This is a genomic window from Nocardioides sp. Root151 (assembly GCF_001427925.1).
GTDB lineage: Bacteria > Actinomycetota > Actinomycetes > Propionibacteriales > Nocardioidaceae > Nocardioides.
Map to the genome: position 1 here is coordinate 932,203 of NZ_LMGG01000001.1, position 24,732 is coordinate 956,934.

The following is a 24,732-nucleotide window of genomic DNA, read 5'->3' on the forward strand; positions in this document are numbered from 1 at the left end:
CCGAGTCAGAGGCCTCACACGGTCAGCGCGCCGACGACGAGCGCGGCGAGCTCGGTGTACGCCTCCGCGTCGCTCATCTCGAGCCGCGCGAACATCTCACCACGCTGGATCTCGAACATCGTCGCGGCCACCATCTCCGCGGCGAACGCGGCGTTGACCGCGCGGAACTGGCCGGCTGCGATGCCTTCCGCGATCAGCTCGCGGATGCGGTTGGCCGCGGCGATGGTGTTGGTGCGATAGACCTCCGCAGCCGGCGCGAACGACGCCACGTCGTCCATGAAGTCGCGCGAGAGCGGGGCGAGGTAGTCGGCAACGGCGAGCAGGTAGGCCGTGACCCGATCGGCCGGCGCCTCGGCCGCCGCCACCGACTCCTCCATGCGTGGCACCGAGTTGCGGAAGTACTGCTTGACCACCTCGACCACGAGCTCCGGCTTCGAGGGCGCCAGCGCATAGAGGGTGGTCTTGGAGCACCGCATGCGCACGGCGATGTCGTCGAGGGTGAACCGCGCGAAACCCTCGCTCGTCATCAGGTCGACCAGGCGGTCGAGCAGGTCGAGCTGACGGGGCGTACGCCGACGGCCGGTGCCGCGCACCACCGCGCGGCCCGGCCCCTTCGACGTACCGGCACTCACGACTGCGACGCCGCCGCGATCTCGGAGGCCCGCTGCGACCGGAGCTGGAAGCGCTGGATCTTGCCCGACGGGGTCTTCGGGAGCTCGGCGACCAGATGGATCTGGCGCGGGTAGGCGTGCGCCGCCAGCTTGGTCTTGACCCGCTGCTTGAGCTCGTCGACGAGTTCCGGCGTGGCCGAGGTTCCGGGGGCGAGCACGACGAACGCCTCCACGACCTCGCCGCGCAGGTCGTCGGGGACCCCGACCACGGCCGCCTCGACGACCCGCGGGTCACCGACCAGCACGCTCTCGACCTCGAACGGGCCGATCCGGTAGCCGGCCATGATGATCACGTCGTCGTCGCGCGACGAGAAGTAGACGTAGCCGTCCTCGTCCATCGAGCCGGCGTCGCCGGTGTAGTACCACCGGCCGTCGGCGCTGAACCGCTCGGCTGTCTTCTCGGGAGCGTCGACGTAGCCGGTGAACCACATCAGCGGACTGCCCTGGAGGTCGATGGCGACCCGGCCCAGCTCGCCGGCGTCGGCGGGTTCGTCGGCCTCCTCCTTGAGCACGGCGGCGTCCCACCCGGGCATGGGGCGCCCCATCGAGCCGTGGCGCAGCTCGCCGGCGACGTCCGCCTGCCAGCCGTTGACGATCGACATGCCGAGCTCGGTCTGGCCGTAGGTGTCGTGGATCGCGGCGCCGAGGACGTCGGCGCCCCAGGTGACCACGTCGGGGTTCAGCGGCTCGCCGGCGCTGGAGATGCGGCGCAGGTCGAGCCCGGCCGGGGCAGGCGTCTCGGCGCTGCGCAATGACCGGAACACGGTGGGCGCGGCCGCCAGGTTCGTGACGCCGAGCGACTGGATCACCTGCCAGGTGGTCTCGGGGGTGAACTTGGCCTGCAGCAGGATGTTGCGGCGACCAGCGGCGAGCGGACCCGCGATTCCGTAGTAGAGGCCGTAGGCCCAGCCCGGGTCGGCAGCGTTCCAGTAGACGTCGTCGGCGGTGACGTCGAGGCCGTACTCCAGGTAGACCACGAACGTCGCCAGCGCCTTGACCGGGATCGGCACGCCCTTGGGGGTTCCTGTGGTGCCCGAGGTGAAGAGCCGCACGAACTCGGCGCTCCCGGCAACGGCCACGTTCGGGGCGGCAGCCGGGTCGGCCTCGGCGAGCAGGGCGGTCAGCGAGAGGTCGCCCGACGCGACCCGGTCGCCGGCCACGATGACCTGCCGGGCCGGGTCCTCGGGGAGGTCCTCGCCGGGCTCGAGCTTGGCGCGCTGGTCGGCGTCGCAGACGACGTACTTCGCATCACTGCCCTCCAGGCGCAGTGCGATCGCCGGCGTCGCGAAGGCAGTGAACAGCGGCACGTGCACCGCGCCGGCGCGCCAGATGCCGAGGATGACGGTGACCAGGTCGGCCGACTTGCCCATCAGGGTGGCCACCCGGTCACCGGGCTTCACACCCTGGTCGGCGAGGTAGGCGGCGAAGCGGCGCGAGCTCTCGGCCAGGTCGCCGTACGTCAGGTCGAGTGTGGACAGGTCGGGCTGGATGACGGTGAACGCGACCGCGTCGGCCGGGTGGCCGTCGCAGAGGAGTTCGCCGAGGTTCACCTCCGCTGCGTCGAAGGTGTCCAGGAGTTGCGCCACGCGGGCCTCGGGGGTCATCTGTTCTGCCTTTCGGATGCGCTCGGGGTCACTCCGTCGTGACAAGATCGTACTCGCATTAGTACGCTAGGTTCAGCCACAGTATCAATATCGCATGACCCAAGCCACAGGAGTGACCATGCCCGCCAGCCGCGTGCTGCCCACGTCCGAAGCCGCCGACCTGCTCAGGCTGGTCCGCGACCTGGCCACCAAGGAGCTGCTCCCCCGCGCCGCGCAGGACGAGGCGACCGAGACCTTCCCGCGCGACGTCTTCAAGCTGCTCGGTCGCGCCGGCCTGCTCGGACTCCCCTACTCCGAGGAGTACGGCGGCGGAGGCCAGCCCTACGAGGTCTACCTCCAGGTGCTCGAGGAGATCGCCTCGGTCTGGTCGAGCGTCGGCGTCGGCGTCTCGGTGCACGCGCTCAGCTGCTTCGGCCTCCACGAGCACGGCACCGAGGAGCAGAAGCAGGCGTGGCTGCCCGACATGCTCGGTGGCGAGCTGCTCGGCGCCTACTGCCTCAGCGAGGCGCACGCCGGTTCCGACCCGGCCGCAATGAAGACGTCGGCCCGCCGCGACGGCGACGACTACGTGCTCAACGGCGCGAAGGCGTGGACCACCCACGGCGGCAACGCCGACTTCTACAAGGTGATGGCCCGTACGTCGGACGACCGCAACGGCATCTCCTGCTTCCTGATCCCGGCCGACACCCCGGGCTTCGAGGCCGACCCGCCCGAGAAGAAGATGGGCCTGACCGGCTCCTCGACGACCACGATGCGCCTGAACGACGTACGCATCCCGGCGTCGCGACTTCTCGGCAACGAGGGCGACGGGCTCAAGATCGCGCTGGCCGGGCTCGACTCCGGCCGCCTCGGCATCGCCGCGGTCGCCACCGGCCTCGCCCAGGGAGCGCTCGACCACGCCGTCGCCTACGCCAAGGAGCGCGAGACGTTCGGCAAGAAGATCATCGACCACCAGGGGCTGGCGTTCGTGCTGGCCGACATGGAGGCGGCGATCCAGTCGGCCCGCGCGATGGTGCTGCACGCCGCGCGGCTCAAGGACCGGGGGCTGCCGTTCAGCCGCGAGGCGTCGATCGCGAAGATGGTGGCCACGGACAACGCCATGAAGGTCACCACCGACGCCGTCCAGGTGCTCGGCGGCTACGGCTACACCCGCGACTTCCCGGTCGAGCGCTTCATGCGCGAGGCCAAGGTCATGCAGATCTTCGAAGGCACGAACCAGATCCAGCGCATGGTGATCAGCCGCGCGCTGGCCAAGGACAACAACGGAACCATCAAGGAGAGCAACTGATGCAGGTCGAGAACACCGCGGCGATCGTCACCGGCGGAGCGTCGGGTCTGGGTGCGGCGACCGCCGCCGCCCTCGCCGGTCGCGGAGCCACCGTCTACGCCTTCGACCTCCCCTCGGCGATCGACGGCGCGCCAGCCGTCGACGGCGTGCACTACGTCGGCGTCGACGTGACCGACCCGGAGCAGGTCCAGGAGGCGGTCGACCAGGCCGCCGCCGACCCGACCACTCCCCTGCGCGTCGTCGTCAACTGCGCCGGCATCGGTCCCTCGGCGCGCATCCTGTCGAAGAAGGGCGTCCACGACCTCGCGCTCTACGCCAAGATCGTGCAGATCAACCTGATCGGCTCGTTCAACGTGCTGGCGCTGGCGTCCGAGAAGATCGCGGCCACCGAGCCGCTCGAGAACAACGCCCGCGGCATCATCATCAACACCGCCTCCATCGCCGCCTTCGAGGGCCAGATCGGGCAGGCGGCGTACGCCTCGTCGAAGGGCGGCATCGTCGGCCTGAACCTGCCGGCCGCGCGCGACCTCGCGCAGCACGGCATCCGCGTCAACACGATCGCCCCCGGCATCGTCGAGACGCCGATGCTGGCCACGGTCTCGGAGGAGTTCCGGGCCGGCCTCGCTGCCGGCGTACCGTTCCCGCAGCGCCTCGCCAAGCCGTCGGAGTACGCCGACCTCGCGCTGTTCCTGGTGGACCACGACTACCTGAACGGCGAGGTGTTCCGCATGGACGGCGCCCTCCGCATGGCCCCCCGCTGACAGTTCCCGCTCGTCGTGTCGTTCACGCCGCGGGCCGTCCGGGAACCCACCGGTGCAGACTTCGGCTCAGCATGACCGCTCGACTGTTCAGGTGAACATACAGTTCGCTGTCCCGGCCCCGGATCCACGCTCACCAGCGTGGATCCGGGGCCGAACTGCGTGCTCAAATGAACGGTGCTCCGCCAGTGGCGGCGAGGCACGAGCAGGCTAGGCGAGTCTTGACCAGCAGGTGCAAGGCTTCGCGGACCCGTTCGGGCGCGTGCATCACGTCCTCCCAGAGGAACCGCGCAACCACCCATTGCTGCGTCGCGAGCCACGTGTAGCGGCGCACGTCCGCGCGGAACAGCTCCTTGCTCCCGTGGAAGGCGTAGGACTCGGCCTCGATCACCAGCCGGAGCCGGCGGTCGGCCAGATCGACGCGGTGAGGCCCGATCTCCACCTGCGGCTCTGCGCAGAGTCCGGTCACTTGTGCGGCGATCACGCGAAGACAGCTCTCGAACGGGTTGGCGGCGCGGCCATCGGCGAACTCGACGACCGCCATCGCTCGTGAGCGACCAGTCCTCGGCAGCGACACGACAACAGCTCGGAGGTCCTCCTTCGTCACCAGCCTGCTGCGCAGAGCGGAGTCCGCGACACACACCGCCTCGTCGAACGGGAGCCAGCGCGCGCAGTCGGCCACTGTCCGGGCGAGTGAGGTCACGCCTTGGAAGACGTGGCCGGCAGGCAGGGTGTCGCGATGAAGCTGGACACCCTCGCGGCGCGATGCGTCGACCCGGCGACTGCGAGGCACGGTCACCGTCGGATGCTCCGGTTCCTTCTTCATCTTGAGGCCCCAGTGCAGGGCAGCACTCAGGCCTGAGACGACTCCGCAGAGTTCCCCGGCCGCGCGACGATGATCGTCCCTCGGCAGTGCATAGCTCCCGTGCCTGTGCTTGACGATCACGCCCAGCTGCAGTGCCTTGTCGAGGCCTCGACGGTTGGTCAGGCCCTTGAGCTCTGCCCACGTCGCGCTGCCGCCACAGCGGTGCAGAGCGGTCAGAGCGTCCATGGACCCAGTCTTCTTCGCATGGCGCGGCGGCGCATCTCGCTGTCCACAGGCTCTGCGCTCGGAGGCCTGTGGAGTCAGCGTGCGTGCAGATGGACCTGCAGTTCGCGGCGCCGCCTGTCGATTCACGCTCGACTGCCGGGCGACCGGTCCGAACTGTATGTCGAACTGAACATCTCGCGCTGGGTTGTCGCGTGGTACGGCGGTGTACGGCGGTGTGCGGATCCGTGCGCGTGTCGCCGGAGGCAGCTGCGCCGTGTGACGCGCAGATCAGCGGGCGATGAAGAGGATCTCCTCGCGCCCGTAGGTCATGCCGGGGTGCTCGGCCGCGAGGTGGGCCTGTGTCTTCTCGACCAGGTCGTCCTCGTCGGTCCCCTTGATGTGCGCCCCACAGGGGCAGTGCAGCTGCGTCTTCATGGTCGTCACCCTACGACCGGTCAGTGCAGGAGCGCCGCGAAGCGGCGGTTCATGTCGGCCACGGCGGCGTCGGCGGCCGGCGAGAACGGGGGCATGTCGACGAAGCCGTGGATCAGGCCGTCGTAGGTCACCGAGTCCACGGGTACGCCGGACGCGGCCAGTGCGTCGGCGTACGCCCGGCCCTCGTCGCGCAGCGGGTCGAACTCGGCGGTGACCACGATGGCTGGCGCCAGCTCGGGTCGTACGCCGTGCAGGGGCGAGAGGCGGGCGTCGTCGGGTGCGGCGGCGGACTGCAGGTAGTGGCCCAGGAACCACTCCATCAAGGGCAGCTCGAGGAAGTAGCCGGTGCCGTTGGACTCACGGGACGCGTAGTCGCCGAACACGTCGACGGCCGGGTAGATCAGCAGCTGCGCGGCGACCCCCGGCACCTGCTGGGCGACGACGGCGGAGAGGTTGCCGCCGGCACTGTCGCCCGCGACCGCCCAGACGTCGGAGCCGCCGTAGGCCGCGAGGTCCTCGCTGATCGCCGTGGCTGCCGCGAGCGCGTCGTCGACCGCGGCCGGGAAGGCGTGCTCGGGTGCCACGCGATAGTCGACCGAGACGACCACGGACGACGTGTCGCGGCACAGCCGGCGGCAGGTGTTTTCGTGGGTCTCGATGTCGCCGACCACCCAGCCGCCACCGTGGAAGAACACGACGGTGGGCACCGGGCCGTCGACCGCCGGACGGTAGACCCGGGCCGCGAGTCCGGCGACCGAGGTGTCGACGACCGATCCGACCTCGATCCGGCCCGACTGCGCGACCGCGATCTGGGCCAGGCCGGCGAAGGCCTTGCGCGCATCGTCGGGCGACGACTCGTGCATCGGCGGGTTCCCCGACGATTCGATGAATTGGAGCAGGGCCGAGATTCCTGGGTCCAGGGGCATGTCCGCGACGATATCGGTGCGCCGTGCCGAACTCCGGCAGTTCCCGCGGTGGGTCGCCTCAGCGGGCCAGGAAGACGCGCAGGCCGCTGGTCAGCCCGGCGGCGTACGACGACCGCCCGCGCGGCGTGGTCATCCGGCGGGCGTCGGCGGCCGAACGCATGTTGCCCAGCTCGACCATCACCGCGGGCATCGCGGAGAGGTTCAACGTGCCGAGGTCGCCGCGCACGTCGAGGCCGTCGCCGCCTGCGATGTAGCCGGCGTACGGCAGACGACGCGCGCGCAGTCCGGCGCGGACGTCGAGCGCCAGCCGACGCGCTGCGCGGTCACGGGGCGGCGTGATCACGTGGAAGCCCGGGCCGCCGGCGTACGACCCGTCGCCGTGGAGGCTGATCTTGACGTCGGCCCCGAGCGCGTTGCCGCGGCGGCCGCGGACGTCGACGCACGGCCCCCAACGATCGAGGCGGTTCGACGTGCGGGTCAGCACCACCTTCGCGCCCAGGCCGGTCAGTCGGGACCGGAGGAGGCGGGCGACCTGCCAGGTGAAGGTCGCCTCGGGGTAGCCGTTGTTCGTCGAGGCCCCCGTGGTGTTGCAGGGTTTGCGGAAGCCGCCGGCCGGCACGAGGCGGTTGATCTCGCTGGGGAAACGCGCGTTGCCGAGCTGGTGCCCGGGGTCGATCACGATCACCTTGCCGGCCAAGGGCTTGGGAGCGGCGGGGGCCCGGACGGCCGCCGGGTGGGTCGGCGCCTCCACCGGCGGCACCGGCAGCAGGGCTCCCGCACAGGCCGCGGCGGCGACCACGAGCGCAACAAGACCGGACCGGAGCATGGCCGCCAGCCTACGTGGCCGCGTGGTTGCGAGACGGGTTGCGGAGCAGCAGGCCCGCGACCGCGTCGACTGACGAAATGGCGTACCCGCGAGTAGGTCCGGGAACCCCCGAATGGCCGTCACCTCGGCGTGCTGGCGTCGTTGGGCAGGTCAGCGGTCACCTGCCGGCCGCACTGGTCGACAGCGGCCACTCGCGAGACAACGGGGACCTGTGTGAGCAACGACGTGGAACTGGACGGACCGCAGGTCGGCACTGTCGGCACTGCACCGACGTCCGGCGAGCCAGTCCTGGTCCGGCGGCGTCGGCGCCGCAGCTGGATCAAGCGCCGCTGCGCATGGTTCCGCAGGCACAAGGCGATCACCACGCTCGTCGTGATCGCCCTCGTGCTGCTGGCGATCCTGATCGGCTGGCTGCTCTACCTGAACTCGAAGCTCGGCGACGTACGCCGGTTCGAAACCGACCTCGGCGACAACCGCCCGCCGCAAGGCCAGGGCACGGACATCTTGCTGATGGGAGTCGACGACCTCGACGGCTCTCGCGAGGTCGGCGACAGCGTCTACGAGATGCTCGAGGCCGGCACCTGGAAGCCGGGCACCGCCCGCAGCGACACGATGATGGTGCTGCACATCGAGGCCGACCACCGGGCCGCCCAGCTGGTCTCGATCCCGCGCGACTCGTACGTCGCCATCCCGGGCCACGGCCGGTCGAAGATCAACGCTGCGTTCTCGTGGGGCGGGCCCGACCTGGCCGCGCGCACCGTCGAACAGACCATGGGCATCCGCATCGACCACCTCGTGATCGTCGACTTCGACGGCTTCAAGGACGTCACCGGGGCCATCGGTGGCGTCAACGTCTTCGTGCCCAGGACGGTGAGCGATCCCCGGTCCGGCACGGTCGACTGGGAACGAGGATTCCACCACCTCGAGGGTGACGAGGCGCTGCACTACGTGCGCACCCGCTACAGCCTGCCGAACGGCGACTTCGGCCGCATCCAGCGGCAGCAGAACTTCCTCCGCACGGTGCTGGAGAAACTGACCACGCGTGGCGTGATGTTCAACCCGGTGCGCCTCACCAGGCTGGCGCGGAACCTCTCGAGCCTGGTGATGGTCGACGAAAGCCTGACCAGCGCGAAGATCCGCGACCTCGCCCTGGCGAACAGGCACCTGCGCAGCGGGTCGTTCCGCTTCCTCACCCTGCCCAACTCGGGCAGCGGCATGGTCGGCGACGCGAGCGTCGTGAAGGTCAAGCCGCGCCAGGCCCGCGCCATGTTCGAGGCGATCTCGAAGGACCAGTTCGAGTCGTGGTACGCCCATCACCCGGTCAGCGAGCTGCCTGCCGGCAACGAGGTGCCGTGACGTCAGTCGAGCAGGCCGAGCAGGTACTCGCCGTACCCGCTCTTCGACAGCGGCTCGGCCACTCGCCGCAGGTCGTCGTCGCTGAGCCAGCCCTGACGCCAGGCGACCTCCTCGGGCGCGCCGATCTTCATGCCCTGGCGGCTCTCGATGGTGCGCACGAAGTTGCTGGCGTCGTTGAGGGAGTCGAACGTGCCGGTGTCGAGCCAGGCCGTGCCGCGCGGCAGCACTGTCACCTGCAGCTTGCCCTCGTCGAGGTAGAGCCGGTTCAGGTCGGTGATCTCCAGCTCGCCGCGCGCCGACGGCTCGAGCGTGGCGGCCCGCGCCAGCACGGAGTTGTCGTAGAAGTAGAGACCCGGAACGGCGTACGACGAACGCGGCGTGGCCGGCTTCTCCTCCAGCGACAGTGCGCGTCCTTCGTCGTCGAACTCCACCACGCCGTACGCCGTCGGGTCGGCCACCTGGTAGCCGAAGATGGCCGCACCGTCGAGATCGGCGAAGCGGGTCAGCTGGTTGCCCAGGCCGTGGCCGTAGAAGACGTTGTCGCCCAGCACCAGCGCGACCGACTCGTCGGCGACGTGGTCGGCGCCGATCAGGAAGGCCTGGGCCAGACCGTCGGGCGAGGGCTGCACGGCGTAGGTCAGCGAGACGCCCAGCTGCGACCCGTCACCGAGGAGTCGCCGGAACGCCTCGGCCTCGTGAGGGGTGGTGATCACCAGCACCTCGTGGATGCCGGCCAGCATCAGCGTGGAGAGCGGGTAGTAGATCATCGGCTTGTCGTAGACCGGCACCAGCTGCTTGCTGATGCCCTGCGTGATCGGGTGCAGCCGGGTGCCGGTGCCACCGGCCAGGATGATTCCACGCATGGCGGTCAGCATAGGTGCGAACGCGTGAATAGGGTGGCCGCATGAGACTGCTCGTGACCGGTGGCGCCGGGTTCATCGGCTCCAACTTCGTGCACCACGTCATCACGCACACCGACCACCACGTGACGGTGCTCGACAAGCTGACCTACGCCGCCTCCCGCGAGGCACTGGCCGGACTGCCCGTGGAGCTGGTGGTCGGCGACGTCGCCGACGCGGCCGTGGTCGACGCACTGGTGGCGGAGGCCGACGCAGTCGTGCACTTCGCCGCCGAGTCGCACAACGACAACTCGCTCGACGACCCGTCGCCGTTCATCCGCACGAACCTCCTCGGCACGTTCGCGATCCTCGAGGCGGTGCGGAAGCACGACGTACGCCTGCACCACGTCTCGACCGACGAGGTGTACGGCGACCTGGCGCTCGACGATCCCAAGCGGTTCACCGAGGACACCCCCTACGCGCCGTCGTCGCCGTACTCCGCGTCGAAGGCCGGGTCCGACCACCTCGTCCGTGCGTGGGTGCGCAGCTTCGGGGTGCGCGCGACGGTCAGCAACTGCTCCAACAACTACGGACCGTGGCAGCACATCGAGAAGTTCATCCCGCGGCAGATCACCAATGTCATCGACGGCATCCGGCCGCGCGTGTACGGCGACGGGCTCAACGTGCGCGACTGGATCCACGCCGACGACCACTCGTCCGCGGTGCTGCGGATCCTCGAGGCGGGCCGGATCGGCGAGACCTACCTGATCGGTGCCGACGGCGAGAGGAACAACCTCGAGGTGGTGCGGCTGATCCTCACGCTGATGGACCAACCGGCCGACGCGTTCGACCAGGTGACCGACCGGGCCGGACACGACCGGCGCTACGCGATCGAGTCCGGCAAGCTCCGGGCCGAGCTCGGGTGGGCGCCGCGCTTCGAGGACTTCCAGCAGGGCCTGGCCGACACCATCGAGTGGTACCGCACCCACGAGGAGTGGTGGCGCCCGCACAAGGCCGCCACCGAGTCGTCGTACGCCGCGAAGGGCATGTGATGGGCGGTCCCTCCCTGGAGGTCGAGGCCACCCCGATCCCCGGCCTGCTGGTCGTCCGCCTGCCGGTGATGGCCGACAGCCGCGGCTGGTTCAAGGAGAACTGGCAGCGCGAGAAGATGACCGCGCTCGGGCTGCCCGACTTCGGACCGGTGCAGAACAACGTCTCGTTCAACACGCGCCGCGGCACCACCCGCGGCGTGCACGCCGAACCCTGGGACAAGTTCGTCTCGGTGACGAACGGCCGCGTGTTCGGTGCCTGGGTCGACATGCGTGAGGGCTCGAGCTTCGGGACGTCGTACTCGATCGAGATCGACCCGTCGGTGGCGGTGTTCGTGCCGCGCGGCGTGGGCAACAGCTACCAGACGCTCGAGGACGCGACCACCTACAGCTATCTCGTCAACGAGCACTGGCGGCCGGGCGCGGCGTACCCGGCACTCGACCTGGCCGATCCGACGGCGGCGATCCCGTGGCCGATTCCGCTCGCGGAGGCGGAGATCTCGGAGAAGGACCGGCACAACCCGCGCCTCGACGAGGTCGCCCCGATGGCGCCGCGGCGTCCACTCGTCATCGGCGCCCACGGACAGCTCGGCCGCGCCCTCGTCGCCGAGTTCCCGGACGCCCGTGCCGTCGACGCGGACGAGCTCGACATCACCGACGCCGAGGCACTGCGAGCCTGGCCGTGGCACGAGCACGACGTGGTGCTCAACGCGGCGGCCCACACCGCGGTCGACGCCGCGGAGACCGAGCGCGCGGAGGCGTGGGCGGCCAACGCCGCAGGTCCGTCACTGCTGGCGGCGATCGCCCGCGAGCACCGGCTCACCCTGGTGCACTGGTCCAGCGACTACGTCTTCGACGGCACGGCCGAGTCCTACGACGAGGACGACGCGGTCTGCCCACTGGGCGTCTACGGGCAGTCGAAGGCGGCTGGCGACCTGGCCGTGGTGACGGCCCCCCGGCACTACCTGGTCCGTACGTCGTGGGTGATCGGCGACGGCCACAATTTCGTCGCGACGATGGCGCGACTGGCCCGCGACGGGGCGTCTCCAGGCGTCGTCGACGACCAGGTCGGCCGGTTGACGTTCACCACCGAGCTGGCCCGCGCCGTACGACACCTGCTCACCACGCGCGCGCCGTACGGCATCTACAACGTGACCGGCGGCGGCCCCGCGACGAGCTGGGCCGACGTGGCCGCCGAGGTCTTCGAGCAGTGCGGGCGCTCCCGCGGCGACATCGGCCGGGTCACGACGCAGGAGTACGCCGCCGGCAAGGCGCTGGCACCACGTCCGGCACGCGGTGTGCTGTCGACCAGGAAGATCGAGGCCACCGGCTTCACCCCCGAGGACGCGATGACGACCCTGCGCCGCCACGTGGCGGGCTGAACGAAGGGGCCGGCGGCAGGCGCCGGCCGCAGAGTCAGCGGCGGGTGAGCTCCTGGACCGCCGGGCGTACGTCGACGAGATAGACGATCGCGGCGATCGAGCCGATGAGGTGCAGCAGGTTCAGCGGCGAGGAGTCGATCAGCAGCAGCTGTGCGGCCAGGGCAACGCCGAGGATGCCGACCCACGCGGGCTTGGTCAGCTTGTTGGCCGCGTGGTAGGCCTCCGCGGGCCAGAGCAGCGCGTTGACGAACGCGAAGACCTTGACGGCGATCGCGATGAAGACCACGGCAAGCATGACGTAGCCCTCGACGGCAAAGATGTTCAGCACGCCCCAAAGCCTACCGGGGACACTCCCGGAGGCGGATTCCGCGCGAGATCGCGTGCCGCGGCGCGCGACCTGCCGGCACTGGGGACTCGGGCCCGATCGCCCCCAGAACGTGCACAACCCCGGACCGCATACGTCCGGGGTTGTGCACGCCCCCGAGTTCGGGGCAATGAAGTCAGAACAGCGTCAGCTGTTCCGATTCAGCCTCAGTCCTTCAGGCCTGCTCGGCCGCCGGCGCCTTCTTGGCGGCCGGGGCCTTCTTGGCCGGAGCCTTCTTGGCGGCGGGCGCCTTCTTGGCGGCCGGGGCCTTCTTGGCCGGAGCCTTCTTCGCGGCCGGCTTGGCGGTGCCGGTGGTCGACTTCGCCGAGGCGGAGACGGTGGTCTTCGTCTGCTTGGCGTCGACGTCCAGCTTCAGCTCGACCTTGCGGAGCTTGGCAACGGCCTTCTCGCCGCGCTTGGCGAGCTCGGTGTAGGTGTCGGTCGCCTCGCTGACCGCGTCGGCGACGAAGTTCTGCGCCTTGGCGGGGAACGCCTTGGCCTCGGCCTGGAGCTCGTTGACCTGGGCCACGAAACGGGCCTGGGCCTTCTTCGCCTCGGCCTGCAGCTCGGCGAGCTTCGCCTCCAGCTTGGCCTGGGCGTCCTTGGCTTCCTTGGTCACCGTCTCGACGCGGGCCGACACGACGGTCTGGGCCTGCTTGTTGAGGTTCTTGGGCTCGAACTCGAAGCCGGCAACCTTCTTCTGCACGTCGGCGACCTTGGCCTGCACGTCGGCGGCGTACTGGCGGGCGTACTCGACGGTGAGGTCGGTGGCGCCGACGGTGGCGTAGAACGGGCGAGCCGCTTCGGTCTTGATGTCGAACTTGGCCTTGGCCATGTCGATCTCCTTGGTTTGTACGTCGCGATCCCGGGGACCGCTCCGAGTGGGATGGTCAGCTGTCGGTCGGCTCGTCGTCCGTGGCGTTGAGCGCCAGGAACGAGGAGTAGACGTCGAGCAGGGACTGCTTCTGACGCTCCGTGAGCGCAGGATCGGCCAGGACGGCCAGCTCGACGGAACCGCCCGCGGTGTCCTCGGGGCTGAGGATGCCGGCACGGATGTAGAGCTGCTCCGCGGAGATGCGGAGCGCCTTGGCGATCTGCTGGAGAACGTCGGCGGAGGGCTTGCGCAGACCACGTTCGATCTGGCTGAGGTACGGGTTCGACACGCCGGCCTGCTCGGCGAGCTGCCTCAACGAGAGCTTCGCAGTGGTGCGCTGCTCCTTGAGGTAGTCACCGAGTGACTCGACGGTCTTGCCGACCACGCCCTTTGCCATGGCTCCATCGTGCTAACAAAAGTTAGCAAATGCAAGCCGTCGCGACGTGTGACGGGCCACAGCTGCCGTGGAACCCGCACAGGACAAAGAGATTGCGTCTTCAACCACTGCTAACTGCAGTTACCGCCCTGTCGATCAGAAGGAGGCGCGGATCTCGCCGACGGGCTTCCCGCCACCGAGCAACGGAAGCTCACCGGTCCTGTTCATCGCCGCGACGTCGACGCCGTCCAGCTTGTCGACCCCGGAGCGGCGCAGCGCCTCGGCCATCAACACCGGCCGGACCCGCGGCGCCCCGTCGTCGCACTTCAGTGCGAACGCCTGGCCGTTGGGCAGCGCCACGGCGTAGCAGGACTCGGCTCCGGCCTTGCCGATCGCGCCGGGGATGGCCGTGAAGAGCGCGAGCTCGTCGCGGGTCGAGCCGGACACGTTCTGCGGGAACTCCCGCATGGCCCGGGCGATCGCCGCCTCAGGACCGGAGGTGGCGACGGCGAGCGTGCGGAACGCCCGTGCCAGGCCGATCAACGAGGTCGAGAGCAGCGGGGCCCCGCACCCGTCGACAGCCACGTGGGCGACCGCCTCACCCGTCAGCTCGGCGAACGTCTCGGCGATCACGACCTGCAGCGGGTGGTCGACCGCGAGGTACGTCGCGGTGTCCCAGCCGTTGACCACGCAGGTGGCCAGCATCGAGGCGTGCTTGCCGGAGCAGTTCATCAGCACCGGCGCCTTCTCACCGCCGGACCGGATCAGCGCCTCCTTGGTGGCGTCGTCCAGCGGGTAGTCGGGCGGGGTCTGCAGCGCCGACTCGCCGAGCCCGGCGCCGGCGAGGATGCGGCGTACGCCGTCGACGTGGAAGGGCTCACCCGAGTGGGAGGCGCAGGCCAGCGCGAGCAGGTCCGGCGGAAGGTCGAGACCGGCCCGGACCATGCCGAGCGCCTGGATCGGCTTGTTGCACGAGCGCGGGAAGACCGGCTGGTCCACCATGCCGACCGACCACTCCACCTCGCCGGAGGTGTCGAGTGCGACGACGGAGCCGTAGTGGTGGCCCTCGACCACTCCGGAGCGGACGATCTCGGCGGCGACAACGGGTGCAGACATGAGTCCGACGCTATCGCCCACGCGACGGCGCTGTTACCGCGCCGTCTCCAGGGGCACGATCTCCCCCCGCTGGCCCGGACGGACGGCGCGACACGGCCGACTGACCCGATCACCGTGGTGGACGATCTGCTGCACACAGAACCCGGGTGCCGACGCGTCACCGCGTCCGGGCGTCAGGATCGCGCCACATCCGCCAGCGACACGACCGATCGCGTGCCCCGACCCGGCGCTGCCCGCGGGGATGACACAGGCCTGCGGGTCACCGAGGTCCAACTGCGCCTCAGGTGCGAGAACCCGCTCGGGGCCCGGGAAAGCCGCCCGGGAGTGGCCCGACGCCACAGGCACGGCGGTTCCGGCCGGGGCGGCGCCGAGCAGCACCAGCGCAAGGAGTGCGCAGACCGCGACGATCCTCAGGTCCATGCGCCGAGTATCCGCCCGAGCAGGTCATCGCGGCAATGAGGCAGGATTGCGCCCGTGTCGACGACTCCGCAGAACAGCCCGGCCCAGCACTGCCCGACCCAGCGCGAGCTGGACGACCTCGAGCTCCTGGTCACGGGCGCCTACTCGCCCCTGACCGGGTTCAACGAACCCGGCTCGCCGGTCAAGCTGCACCTCCCCGAGGGCCTCGGTGACGAGGTGGAGCTGGTCGACCCCGAAGGCCTGCCGCTGGCCACGGTCACCCGTGACGGCAGCGTCACGCACCTGACCCACGCGCAGTACGGCCCGTTCCGTCGGCTCTACCTCTCCCCCGGCGATGTGCGCGAGCAGCACGCCGGCGCCACGTTCGTGCCGATCACCGACGCACTGACGCAGGCCGAGCTCGACTCGCTGCCGACGGGACGCATCGTCTTCCTGGCGCTGGTCGGCGCGGGCACTCCCGACGACCTGAGCCCGGTCGGACTCATCCGGGCCACGCTCGCTGCGGCGGCACTGCTGCCGGACGCGGCCGTGGTCGCCGTACCACTCCCCTCGCACGACGACCCGTCCGCCGACCACCTGCTCGGCACGCAGGTGGTGGCCCACTACGCCGCCGGCGATCCAGTCTTCGCGTTGCCCTCGAATGAGAGTTCGGGTCTCGATACGGGCGCAGAGCGCCCTACTCGACCAACGAATGCTCACCCGGCCGAGATCCAGGCCGTCGTCGACTTCGACCGCCCCGCGCCCGACGAGCGCGGGCTCGTGCTCTTCTTCACCGGTCTCTCCGGCAGCGGCAAGTCGACCATCGCCCGGGCCCTGCAGGACAAGCTGCTCGAGCAGGGTCGTCGTACGGTCACCTCCCTCGACGGTGACGTCGTACGCCGCAACCTGTCGGCCGGCCTGACCTTCTCCAAGGAGGACCGCGAGACCAACATCCGTCGCATCGGCTGGGTGGGCGCGGAGATCTCCCGCCACGGCGGCCTGGCGATCTGCTCGCCGATCGCGCCGTTCGACGAGACCCGCCAGCAGGTCCGTGCGATGGTCGACGCGGCCGGCGGCGAGTTCTTCCTGGTCCACGTCGCGACCCCGCTCGAGGAGTGCGAACGTCGCGACCGCAAGGGCCTCTACGCCAAGGCGCGCGCCGGCGTGATCCCGGAGTTCACCGGCATCTCCAGCCCGTACGACGAGCCGACCGACGCCGACGTACGCGTCGACACCACCGGCCGCACGATCGAGGAAGCCCTCGACGACGTGCTCGACGCGCTGCGTGAGGCCGGCCTGCTCGACCTCTGATCCATCGACCCGTCGCCAGTTCCGATCGACCCGTCGCCAGTTCGGATCGACCCGTCGCCAGTTCGGATCGACCCGTCGCCAGTTCGTGCGACCGGCCGCGAACTGGCGACAGGTCGACGTGAACTCACGACAGGTCGACGTGAACTGGCGACGGGTCGACAGCCTTGCCATTTCGGTTTCTCGGGCATATCGTCAGTTCTTGAACAGATTGTTCGTATCTGAACAGGAGACATCATGCGGGTCGGAATCATCGGTGGCGGGATCGGCGGACTGGCCACGGCCATCGCACTCGAGCTCAGGGGCGTCGAGACCATCGTGCTCGAGCAGGCTCCCGGGCTCGGCCGGGTGGGCGCCGACATCAACCTGACCCCCAACGCCGTCCGCGCCCTCGACGGACTCGGCGTCGGTGACCGGATCCGCGAGACGGCGGCCCGTCCCACGCACCGGATCAGCCGAACCTGGGACACCGGCGAGGAGACCTCACGGCTCCCGATGTCCGATGCGGCGCAGGAACGGTACGGCGCACCCCAGCTCACGATGCACCGCGCCGACCTGCTCGACGCCCTGACCGCGGCGCTCCCCGCCGACCGGCTGCGGCTGGGCAAGAGGCTGGTGCGCATCGAGGAAGGACCCGACTCGGTGGTGGCCCACCTCGAGGACGGCAGCACCGAGACCGTCGACCTGCTGGTCGGCGCCGACGGCATCCACTCGGTCGTCCGCTCCGCGCTCCTCGGCGAGGAGCACCCCGAGTTCACCGGAGTCGTCGCCTACCGCGCGGTGGTCCCCGTCGAAACAGTCTCCGCAACCGTGCAGAACCTCGACGCGTTCACCAAGTGGTGGGGTCCCGACGCGGCCACGCAGATCGTCACCTTCCCGCTGAACCAGGGCAAGGACGTCTTCATCTTCGCGACGACTCCGCAGGACTCGTGGCGCGAGGAGTCGTGGACCTGCCCCGGCGACGTGGTCGAGCTGCGGGCGGCGTACGCCGGCTTCCACCCCGAGGCCCGCACCCTCCTCGACGCCTGCACGAGCGTGCTGAAGTCGGCGCTCTACGTGCGCGACCCACTGCCCCGCTGGAGCACCTCACGCGTCACCCTCCTCGGCGACGCCTGTCACCCGATGATGCCGTTCATGGCGCAGGGAGCCGGCCAGGCGATCGAGGACGCCGTCGTGCTGTCGCGATGCCTGACCGAGCCCGGCGACGACATCCGACCCGGCGCCCAGCGCGACCCGGCTGCGCGCCTGCAGCGCTACGAGGAGACCCGCCGCGAGCGCACCGCGCTGATCCAGGTGGGCTCGCGCGAGAACAACTGGCTCAAGGCGGCCGGCAACGGCGACTGGGTCTACGAGTACGACGCGTGGACGGTGCCGCTCGCATGACCGAGCCGAACTCTCCGACCGAGCGCGTCTTCGCGCTGTTGCGTCACGTGTCCGAGGGCGGGTCCACGGCCAACCTCAGCGAGCTCGCTCGCGCCACCGGCATCAACCGGGTCACCGCGATGCGGCTGCTGGAGGACCTCGAGGCGGCCGGCATGCTGGAGCGGCAGGAGAGCGGCGGTCACCGCATCGGGTTGGCCTTCCTCAAGCTCGCCGGGCACTCCCTCGGGTCTGTCGACCTGACCAGCCTCGGGCGTCGTTGCCTGCGGGCCTTGAGCAACCGCCTCCAGCTGACCGCCTACCTCGTGGTGCTCGACGGCAACGAGTGCCTCTACCTGATGCGCTCCGTGCCGGCCACTCCACTGGTGAGCAACATCGCCGTGGGCAGCAGGGTGCCGGCCCACTGGGTGGCACCGGGCCGGGTCCTGCTCGGCGGGCACACCGAGCCCGACCTCCGCGCCCTGCTCGGGCCGGAGCCGCTGCCCACGGTGAGTGACCAGACTCCGTCGACGTACGACGCGCTCACCGCGCTGCTGGCCGAGGAGTCTGCACAGGGCACGGCGTGGAGCTCAGGGGCCTACGAAGCGGGCGTCGATGCCTGCGCCGCCGTGGTCAACGGTCACCACGGCCGACCTGTGGCAGCACTCTCGGTCGCGGGGCCCACCGCGCAGCTCACCGACCGGCGCGACGAGATCGAGCGGGCCGTCGCCTACGAGGCGACCGACCTCTCCACCATGCTCAGAGGTTAGGCCCGGCCACCGGCGCCGATGATGCCCTGCGCCTCGACCTCGACGGTCAGGCCGGGCTCCACGAGCGCCGACACCTCGACCAGCGTCGACGTGGGCATCACGCCGGTGAACACCTCGCTGCGCGCCCGACCCACCAGCGCCTTGTCGGTCATGTCGGTCAGGTAGACGCGCAGGACGAGGATGTCGTCGACCGCCGCCCCACAGGCCTCGGCCAGGGCCACGACCCGTCGGAACGCCTCGCGCGCCTGGCGCAGCGTGTCGTCGCCGCCGACGACTCCGTCCGGTCCCCCGGCGTGCATCCCCGAGAGGAAGAAGTGCTCGCCGTGCACGCGGGCATTGCTGAACATGCCGGGCCGCGGGGGCGCCGGAACTCCCGCGGCGTCGGGGCTCACGACGGCACGCCGGAGCGGCTCGCTTCGGAGAGGCTCGCGTCGGAGAGCCGGGCGTCCGACTCCCGGGTCAGCCGCTCACGCACCGGCACGAAGTCGTACGTCGGGTAGAAGTCGGTCTCGAAGACGCCCCAGGCCCGACGCTCCAGCTCGACGTTCACCTGGGCCAGGCGACTGGCCGGGAGCCGGAGCGTGACGACCTGCCCGAGGCCCATCGCCACCACCCAGGAGACGACCTCGCAGCCCTCCGGCGGGAAGCCGTGCCACCAACCAGCATCGTCCAGCCTGCCCTGCAGCTCCTCGAGGTTCTGGGACTGGTCGTGTCGCAGGACCACGGTGAGCAACAGCGTCTCGGACGACATCAGCGTGCCGGCGTACCGGCCAGCACGGCGGCCTGGGCGCGTGCGTCGGCACGGTAGATCCGCCGGATCCGCGACACCCCGAGGTCGTGCTGGTAGAGGTGCTCCTCGGTGTCCGCGTCACTCGCCAGCGCCTCGAGGACCTCACGGTCCTGCTCGAGGACCGTCCAGTGCTTCGCCTCGAGCTGGGTGCGGTAGAGGAAGCGCCAGACCTCGCGCTCCCAGCCCTGCACCCGGCGGGTGCGCCAGTGGAAGATTGCCGAGTTGTCGGCGTCGATCGGCGTGGCCATGCCGACGATGCCGAACACGCCACCGGGGCCGGCGTTCGGTGCGTAGGGGATCTCCAGGTCGACGTAGTCCATCGAGCCGCGCACGTATTCGACCCAGTCGAAGTTCACCCCGACCTGGTCGGTCTTCTCGAAGAAGAACCCGCGGTCGGTCTCACGGATCCGGAAGCGTGCGGACGTGTCGCCGCCGAACATCGAGTGCGAGTCGCGGTGCAGGAACGCGCCGTGCATCGGGTCGAGCACGTTGTCCATGTAGAAGCGCCAGGGCCCCGCCCACTCGGCGTAGTTGGGGAACCACGACACCTCGTCGTCGGTGAGCCGGTCGGGCAGGACGAACGGAGTCGGCTCGGAGTCGGCGGTCAGCGGCACGAACGCGAAGATCGTGTCGGCGGCCTCGACGACCTGCAGCGAGACCGTCGCCTGCTTGCCCTCCAGTGCGCAGCCGGGCATGCCGGGCACGGAGACGACCGTGCCGGTGCCGTCGACCTGGACGCCGTGGTATTTGCAGGCGACCCGGTCCCCGAGGTGCTGACCGACCGAGAGCGGTGCACTGCGGTGCGGGCACCTGTCCTCGAGCATGAAGAGCTTGCCCTGGGCGCCGCGGAAGAGCAGCCAGTCGACACCGAGTCGGGTGACCTTGACCATCGCGCCGGGCTTGACCATGTGGGACGGGTAGATCGGGTACCAGCGGTCGCGAAGTCCGGTGGCGGCGAGGTCGCCGGCATCGAGCGGGCGTCGTACGCCGACAGCGCGGCGAGGTGCCGACGTGGCGGTCGTGGGTGCAGCAGTGGTGGTCATGTCAGTCTCCCAGTCGGCGCATCTCGGCGCGGAAGTTGGCTTCGTTCCAGGCGTCGCCCTCGGGGGCGTTGAGCCCCATGGCGTTGAGTCCGGCCAGGAGCCCGTCGAGGTCGTGCACTCCGGTGCCGAAGATCTCCATGAGCGCGCCGGAGAGCTTCTGCTCGTAGGGGCTCAGCGGCTCCGGGTGGGTCTGGTTCTGGACGAGATACTGCTCAGGCATTGATGTCCTCCTGTCGTTGCGGCGCCAGCGCCATGAGGCCCTCGGCGATGATCGTGAAAGAGCTGACCCATTCGTTGAACGAGCTGCCGCGCTCCCGGTGGGCCGGGACCCGGCAGCCGTCGATGATGACGAACACGCCGTTGTCGATGCCGCCGGCGAGCGCCTGGGCGTCGGCTGTGCCGTGGCCCGGATCAGGGGCCGAGGCGATCACCAGCGTGGGTGCGACGATCGAGCGCAGCAGGTCGGCGCGCTCCGTCTCTGCGCCGGCTGCGTGTGCCAGCTCGGGGTCACCGAGCAGGAGGCTCACGACCAGCTCCGGGTGCCGGGAGGCGAGCACGATCGCGCCGTACGCCGCGGCGCCGGTGGCCAGCACGTGCACGGGACCTTCGCCACGCGAGGTCACCGCGGTGACCGCTCCCTCGACCCAGCGGTCGACGGAGCCCGGGTCGGTGGCGTCGAGGGCGAGGTCGCCCGGAGTCTCCCAGGCGATCACGTCGAGGTCCTCGTGCTGCTGGTCGAACCAGTCGGCGGCACCGGGTGTCGGGTGCAGGCACACGATCGGCCGCACCGCTGTGCGCTCGGCCTCGAGGAGACCTGTCACAGGATCTGTCATCGGACTCACCCCTCCTTCGTGGGCACGTGGACGGGTGGCACGAAGGCGCCCGGCTTCGGTTCGACGGCGGCCACGTCGACCTCGACGATCACCGGGCCGCGGACCGCGAGGGCGTCACGGAAGGCGCCCTCGAACTCCCCGGGCCCCCGGACGAGGTGGTACGGCATCGCCAGCGAGGCGGCCAGCAGGGCGAAGTCGGGTGTGAAGAGGTCGACGCCGGCCTCGTCGAAGCCGTTGGCGCGCTGCATGTTGCGCAGCACGCCGTACCCGCCGTCGTTGAAGACGACCACGACGCACCAGGCGCGGGAGCCGGCCAGCGAGGCCAGCTCACCCAGGTGGACGGCGAGCCCGCCGTCGCCGGCCATCACGACCGTGGGTACGTCGGTGCGCGCCGAGGCCGCACCCAGTCCCATCGCCAGGCCCTGGCCGATCCCGCCACCGAGCGGGAAGATGTTGGTCTCACGGGAGTAGAGCTCGAGCAGCCGGTTGCCCCATTGGCTCGACGGAATGGTGACGTCGCGGGCCACGACCGACTCGCGGGGCAGCATCGCCCGCATCGTGGAGCAGATCTCCGCGTAGCCACCGATGTAGTCGGTGAGCGTCCTGCGCGCATCGGCCCGCACCGTGCGTACGGCGTGGGTCCACGTGGACTCCACCGACGTGTCGACGAGGGCCTCGTTGATCGCGGCCAGGGTGGCCGCCGCGTCCCCGGTGACGCCCACGTCCGCGGGGTGCACCCGTCCGATCGCCGCGGGGTCCACGTCGATCTGGATGTGCGGGGTCGGCAACGGCAGGTGATAGCTCTTGGTCTCGTTGGACCGGAAGTGCGACCCGACGCTGAGCAGCAGGTCGGCCCGCTCGAGGAGGCGCGCCACCTGCGGGGTGGAGGCGAAGTTCCCGATCACCAGGTCGTCGTCCTCCGGGACGATCGCCCGGCCCGAGTTGCTGGTCAGCAGCCCAGCCCCGAGGGTGTGCAGCAGCTCGGTGAGCTCGGCCCGGGCACCGGCCGCCCCGCCGCCGACCCAGATCAGGGGCCGCTTGGCCGTGGACAGCAGGCGCACCGCGTCGGCCACGTCGGTCGGTTCGGGGGCGACGGTCGCGTCGACGACGGCCTCGAAGGGCAGCTGCTCGTCGGGGCGTGCGAGGTACTGAAGATCGCTGGGCCACTCGACACTCGCGGGACCCTGGGGTGCGGACAGGATTCGGGCCACCGCCTGCTCCAGGTCGGCCTCGACGCTCTTCGCGTCGGTGATCGTGTGGGCATGCTTGGAGATCGCGTCGAGCATCTGCAGCTGGCGCGGCACCTCATGGATGACGCCGCGTCCCGAACCGAGGTGCTCGGTCTCGATCTGGCCGGTCACGTGCAGGACCCGGCTGCCCGCGGTGAGGGCCTCCAGCATGGAGCCGGCTGCGTTGCCGGCACCGGTGCCGGTGCTGGTCAGGGCGACGCCGATCTTGCCCGAGGCACGGGCGTAGCCGTCGGCGGCGTTGACCGCGGCGGCCTCGTGCCGGACCTCGACGAAGGTGAGCTCGCGGGCCACTGCCTCGACCAGGGGCAGGTTGTGGATGCTGATCACGCCGAACGCGGTGTCGATGCCGTGACGGCGCATGACCTGCACCAGCACGTCGCCGCCGGTGGGCTCACGAGCAGGCAGCTGGCCGGCGGGTCGGCCGGTGGGGTGGAGCGTCTTGTCGTTGCTCATCTTCGAGTCCTTTGTCCTTGCCTGGTCAGACGTAGCGGCCGATGCCGCCGCCGACGTCGATGGAGGCACCCGTGGTGTAGCCACTGAGCGGTGAGAGCAGGGTGACGATCTGGAAGGCGACCTCGTCGGCCGTGCCGAAGCGGCCGAGCCCGATGCCGCGCTCCGCGGCGATCTCCGCGCTCCAGGCGTCGTAGTCGAGGTCGGTGTCTGCGGCCTCGAAGCGCCGACGCCACTGGCCGGTGTCGACCAGGCCGAGCAGGACCGAGTTGACCCGGGTGCCCTCGGCGGCCAGCTCGGTGGCCATCGAGTGGGTGAGGTTGAGCAGGGCGGCCCTCGCGGCGGAGGTGACCGCCAGACGACCCTCGGGCTGGCGGGAGAGGATCGCGTTGACGTTGACCACAGCACCGCCGTCCGACTTCGCCAGCGCTGAGCGCGCACCCCGGACCAGGTTCCACGAGCCGAAGATCTTGAGCTCGAGCTCTTCGCGGATCTGGTCGTCCTCGGTCTCGCCCAGCCGCGCCATCAGCGAGCGTCCGGCGTTGCAGACGAGGCCGTCGACACCGCCGAAGACGCCGACGGTGCTGGCGACGAAGTCCTCCGCGGCCGCTCGGTCGGTGACGTCGCACGAGGCGAGGTGGACCCGATCGGGATCGGCCCCCAGGCCGCCCACCGCGTCCTCGAGCCGGCCGAGGTCGCGGGCGCATCCGGCCACCCGGGCTCCCTCCTGCAGGAGGAGGCGCACCGTGGCGAGCCCGACGCCGGAACTGGCGCCGGAAACGATCACGGTGCGATCTGCGAGCTTGAGGTCCATGTGGGTCTCCTGGATCTGGATGGTCAGGTGTTCATGACGAAGCCGCCGTCGACGACCAGCGTCGAGCCGGTGACGAAGCCGGCGTCGTCGGAGAGCAGGAACGCCACCGCTCCGGCCACGTCCTGCGGGGTCTGCTCGCGGTCGAGCACCTGGTGGTCGGCGTACAGCTGGTAGCGGGAGGCCGGCACGGTCTCGGTGGCCTCGACCCGGGTGAGGCCGGGCGCCACGGCATTGACGCGTACGCCGTGCTGCCCGGCGTCGCGGGCCATCGACCGGGTCATCGCGAGGACGGCCCCCTTGGAGCCGACGTAGTGGACGAGCCGCGGCGAGCCGTAGAACGCCGCGTCGGAGGCGATGTTGACGATGGCGCCGTCGCCGGTGGCCGCGAGCTGGCCGAAGAGGTGCTTGCTGACCAGCCAGGTGCCGTAGGCGTTGACGTTCATCACCCGCGAGAAGGCTGCTTCGTCGAGCTCCCAGAAGGTGTCGCCGCCGACGCCGTCGGCCAAGGCCGCGTTGTTGACCAGCCGGCTCGCTCCGCCCAGGGACGCGGCGTGCTCGGCGAGCGCCGCGACCGAGTCCTTGTCGGAGATGTCGGTGACCACGGCGTGCGCGTCGACGCCCTGGTCCCTCAGCTGCTTCTCGGCCTTCTCGGCGAGCTCGGGGCGCAGCTCGGCGACGATGATCCGGTCACCGTCGGCGCCGAGTCTCTCGGCGATCGCGAAGCCGAGCCCGCGACCCGCTCCCGTGACCACGGTGAGAGTGCTCATGCGGGGTCCCCGGCGAGTTGTTCGGCGGAGGAGCGCAGCGGAGGAGTCGAAGAAC

Annotated in this window: 28 protein-coding genes; 8 read left to right on the forward strand and 20 right to left on the reverse strand. The window is 70.3% G+C overall.

From position 1 onward, the window contains the following. Positions 1-14 precede the first annotated feature (14 nt). A complete protein-coding gene (locus ASD66_RS04380) occupies positions 15-632 on the reverse strand; it encodes a TetR/AcrR family transcriptional regulator (RefSeq protein WP_235529959.1) in 618 nt (205 codons plus the stop codon). Then, entirely contained in the window at positions 629-2,275 is a 1,647-nt protein-coding gene (locus ASD66_RS04385) for an AMP-binding protein (RefSeq protein WP_056890140.1), read from the reverse strand. The genes ASD66_RS04380 and ASD66_RS04385 overlap by 4 nt, the downstream gene beginning before the upstream one ends. Positions 2,276-2,393: 118 nt before the next feature. Between ASD66_RS04385 and ASD66_RS04390 the strand changes: the two genes are divergently transcribed. Both ASD66_RS04390 and ASD66_RS04395 read left to right on the forward strand, forming a co-directional pair. Then, positions 2,394-3,563 (forward strand): acyl-CoA dehydrogenase family protein, encoded by a 1,170-nt coding sequence (locus ASD66_RS04390; protein ID WP_056688009.1) that lies wholly within the window; start codon positions 2,394-2,396, stop codon positions 3,561-3,563. Next, a complete protein-coding gene (locus tag ASD66_RS04395) occupies positions 3,563-4,324 on the forward strand; it encodes an SDR family NAD(P)-dependent oxidoreductase (RefSeq protein ID WP_056688005.1) in 762 nt (253 codons plus the stop codon). The genes ASD66_RS04390 and ASD66_RS04395 overlap by 1 nt, the downstream gene beginning before the upstream one ends. A 163-nt stretch (positions 4,325-4,487) precedes the next feature. Here the strand turns inward: ASD66_RS04395 and ASD66_RS04400 are convergent, their stop codons facing one another. The 4 genes from ASD66_RS04400 to ASD66_RS04410 form a co-directional block, all read right to left on the reverse strand. After that, a complete protein-coding gene (locus tag ASD66_RS04400; RefSeq protein ID WP_056890141.1) occupies positions 4,488-5,372 on the reverse strand; it encodes a DUF559 domain-containing protein in 885 nt (294 codons plus the stop codon). Positions 5,373-5,639: 267 nt separating this feature from the next. Next, positions 5,640-5,786, reverse strand: a complete 147-nt coding sequence (locus ASD66_RS24055) for a DUF1059 domain-containing protein (protein ID WP_082564138.1) — start codon at positions 5,784-5,786, stop codon at positions 5,640-5,642. Positions 5,787-5,806: 20 nt separating this feature from the next. Beyond that, positions 5,807-6,712 (reverse strand): alpha/beta hydrolase, encoded by a 906-nt coding sequence (locus ASD66_RS04405; RefSeq protein WP_056890142.1) that lies wholly within the window; start codon positions 6,710-6,712, stop codon positions 5,807-5,809. 58 nt (positions 6,713-6,770) lie between these two features. Beyond that, positions 6,771-7,538, reverse strand: coding sequence for an N-acetylmuramoyl-L-alanine amidase (locus tag ASD66_RS04410; protein WP_082599317.1), 768 nt, complete (start codon positions 7,536-7,538; stop codon positions 6,771-6,773). Between the two features lie 213 nt (positions 7,539-7,751). Here ASD66_RS04410 and ASD66_RS04415 point away from each other — a divergent pair, with 213 nt between their 5' ends. Next, positions 7,752-8,894, forward strand: coding sequence for an LCP family protein (locus ASD66_RS04415; RefSeq protein ID WP_056890144.1), 1,143 nt, complete (start codon positions 7,752-7,754; stop codon positions 8,892-8,894). 2 nt (positions 8,895-8,896) lie between these two features. Here the strand turns inward: ASD66_RS04415 and rfbA are convergent, their stop codons facing one another. Further along, positions 8,897-9,757 carry a glucose-1-phosphate thymidylyltransferase RfbA gene (rfbA, locus tag ASD66_RS04420; RefSeq protein ID WP_056890562.1) on the reverse strand — a complete coding sequence of 287 codons (861 nt, stop codon included), beginning with the start codon at positions 9,755-9,757 and terminating at the stop codon, positions 8,897-8,899. A 41-nt stretch (positions 9,758-9,798) separates the two neighbouring features. Between rfbA and rfbB the strand changes: the two genes are divergently transcribed. Then, entirely contained in the window at positions 9,799-10,785 is a 987-nt protein-coding gene (gene rfbB / locus ASD66_RS04425; protein WP_056890145.1) for a dTDP-glucose 4,6-dehydratase, read from the forward strand. Next, positions 10,785-12,164, forward strand: a complete 1,380-nt coding sequence (locus ASD66_RS04430; protein WP_056890146.1) for a sugar nucleotide-binding protein — start codon at positions 10,785-10,787, stop codon at positions 12,162-12,164. The genes rfbB and ASD66_RS04430 overlap by 1 nt, the downstream gene beginning before the upstream one ends. A 34-nt stretch (positions 12,165-12,198) precedes the next feature. Here the strand turns inward: ASD66_RS04430 and ASD66_RS04435 are convergent, their stop codons facing one another. The 5 genes from ASD66_RS04435 to ASD66_RS04455 all read right to left on the reverse strand — a co-directional run bounded on the left by ASD66_RS04435 (position 12,199) and on the right by ASD66_RS04455 (position 15,314). Then, positions 12,199-12,492 carry a DUF2516 family protein gene (locus ASD66_RS04435; RefSeq protein ID WP_056687985.1) on the reverse strand — a complete coding sequence of 98 codons (294 nt, stop codon included), beginning with the start codon at positions 12,490-12,492 and terminating at the stop codon, positions 12,199-12,201. 211 nt (positions 12,493-12,703) lie between these two features. Next, positions 12,704-13,363: a hypothetical protein gene (locus ASD66_RS24890; RefSeq protein ID WP_056687983.1), complete on the reverse strand. Its 660-nt coding sequence runs from the start codon at positions 13,361-13,363 to the stop codon at positions 12,704-12,706. Between the two features lie 55 nt (positions 13,364-13,418). Next, a complete protein-coding gene (locus tag ASD66_RS04445; protein ID WP_056687980.1) occupies positions 13,419-13,799 on the reverse strand; it encodes a helix-turn-helix domain-containing protein in 381 nt (126 codons plus the stop codon). A gap of 135 nt (positions 13,800-13,934) precedes the next feature. After that, entirely contained in the window at positions 13,935-14,894 is a 960-nt protein-coding gene (locus ASD66_RS04450; protein ID WP_056890147.1) for an asparaginase, read from the reverse strand. 33 nt (positions 14,895-14,927) lie between these two features. Then, the gene (locus ASD66_RS04455; RefSeq protein ID WP_056687973.1) at positions 14,928-15,314 is read right to left on the reverse strand and encodes a hypothetical protein; all 387 of its coding nucleotides are present in this window, start codon (positions 15,312-15,314) and stop codon (positions 14,928-14,930) included. A 54-nt stretch (positions 15,315-15,368) separates the two neighbouring features. Between ASD66_RS04455 and cysC the strand changes: the two genes are divergently transcribed. The 3 genes from cysC (at position 15,369) to ASD66_RS04470 (ending at position 18,730) form a co-directional block, all read left to right on the forward strand. Continuing rightward, a complete protein-coding gene (gene cysC, locus ASD66_RS04460; RefSeq protein ID WP_056890148.1) occupies positions 15,369-16,604 on the forward strand; it encodes an adenylyl-sulfate kinase in 1,236 nt (411 codons plus the stop codon). Positions 16,605-16,838: 234 nt separating this feature from the next. After that, the gene (locus ASD66_RS04465) at positions 16,839-17,984 is read left to right on the forward strand and encodes an FAD-dependent monooxygenase (RefSeq protein ID WP_056890149.1); all 1,146 of its coding nucleotides are present in this window, start codon (positions 16,839-16,841) and stop codon (positions 17,982-17,984) included. Continuing rightward, entirely contained in the window at positions 17,981-18,730 is a 750-nt protein-coding gene (locus tag ASD66_RS04470) for an IclR family transcriptional regulator (RefSeq protein WP_056890563.1), read from the forward strand. The genes ASD66_RS04465 and ASD66_RS04470 overlap by 4 nt, the downstream gene beginning before the upstream one ends. Here the strand turns inward: ASD66_RS04470 and ASD66_RS04475 are convergent. The 8 genes from ASD66_RS04475 to ASD66_RS04510 are packed head-to-tail and all read right to left on the reverse strand — an operon-like array spanning position 18,727 to position 24,677. After that, positions 18,727-19,122: a RidA family protein gene (locus ASD66_RS04475; RefSeq protein WP_200949853.1), complete on the reverse strand. Its 396-nt coding sequence runs from the start codon at positions 19,120-19,122 to the stop codon at positions 18,727-18,729. The two genes, ASD66_RS04470 and ASD66_RS04475, sit on opposite strands and share 4 nt — an antisense overlap. Then, positions 19,119-19,481, reverse strand: coding sequence for a hypothetical protein (locus ASD66_RS04480; protein ID WP_056890151.1), 363 nt, complete (start codon positions 19,479-19,481; stop codon positions 19,119-19,121). The genes ASD66_RS04475 and ASD66_RS04480 overlap by 4 nt, the downstream gene beginning before the upstream one ends. Beyond that, positions 19,481-20,563 carry a Rieske 2Fe-2S domain-containing protein gene (locus tag ASD66_RS04485; RefSeq protein ID WP_056890152.1) on the reverse strand — a complete coding sequence of 361 codons (1,083 nt, stop codon included), beginning with the start codon at positions 20,561-20,563 and terminating at the stop codon, positions 19,481-19,483. Before ASD66_RS04485 ends, ASD66_RS04480 begins: the two co-directional genes overlap by 1 nt. A gap of 1 nt (position 20,564) precedes the next feature. Beyond that, positions 20,565-20,783 carry a recombinase-like helix-turn-helix domain-containing protein gene (locus ASD66_RS04490; protein ID WP_056687956.1) on the reverse strand — a complete coding sequence of 73 codons (219 nt, stop codon included), beginning with the start codon at positions 20,781-20,783 and terminating at the stop codon, positions 20,565-20,567. Next, on the reverse strand, positions 20,776-21,396 hold the full coding sequence (locus ASD66_RS04495) for an alpha/beta fold hydrolase (RefSeq protein ID WP_200949854.1): 621 nt from the start codon (positions 21,394-21,396) through the stop codon (positions 20,776-20,778). Before ASD66_RS04495 ends, ASD66_RS04490 begins: the two co-directional genes overlap by 8 nt. A 5-nt stretch (positions 21,397-21,401) precedes the next feature. Next, positions 21,402-23,099 (reverse strand): thiamine pyrophosphate-binding protein, encoded by a 1,698-nt coding sequence (locus ASD66_RS04500; RefSeq protein WP_056890153.1) that lies wholly within the window; start codon positions 23,097-23,099, stop codon positions 21,402-21,404. A 25-nt stretch (positions 23,100-23,124) separates the two neighbouring features. Continuing rightward, on the reverse strand, positions 23,125-23,910 hold the full coding sequence (locus tag ASD66_RS04505; RefSeq protein ID WP_056890154.1) for an SDR family oxidoreductase: 786 nt from the start codon (positions 23,908-23,910) through the stop codon (positions 23,125-23,127). Positions 23,911-23,933: 23 nt separating this feature from the next. After that, a complete protein-coding gene (locus ASD66_RS04510; RefSeq protein WP_056687947.1) occupies positions 23,934-24,677 on the reverse strand; it encodes an SDR family oxidoreductase in 744 nt (247 codons plus the stop codon). Positions 24,678-24,732: the final 55 nt, after the last annotated feature.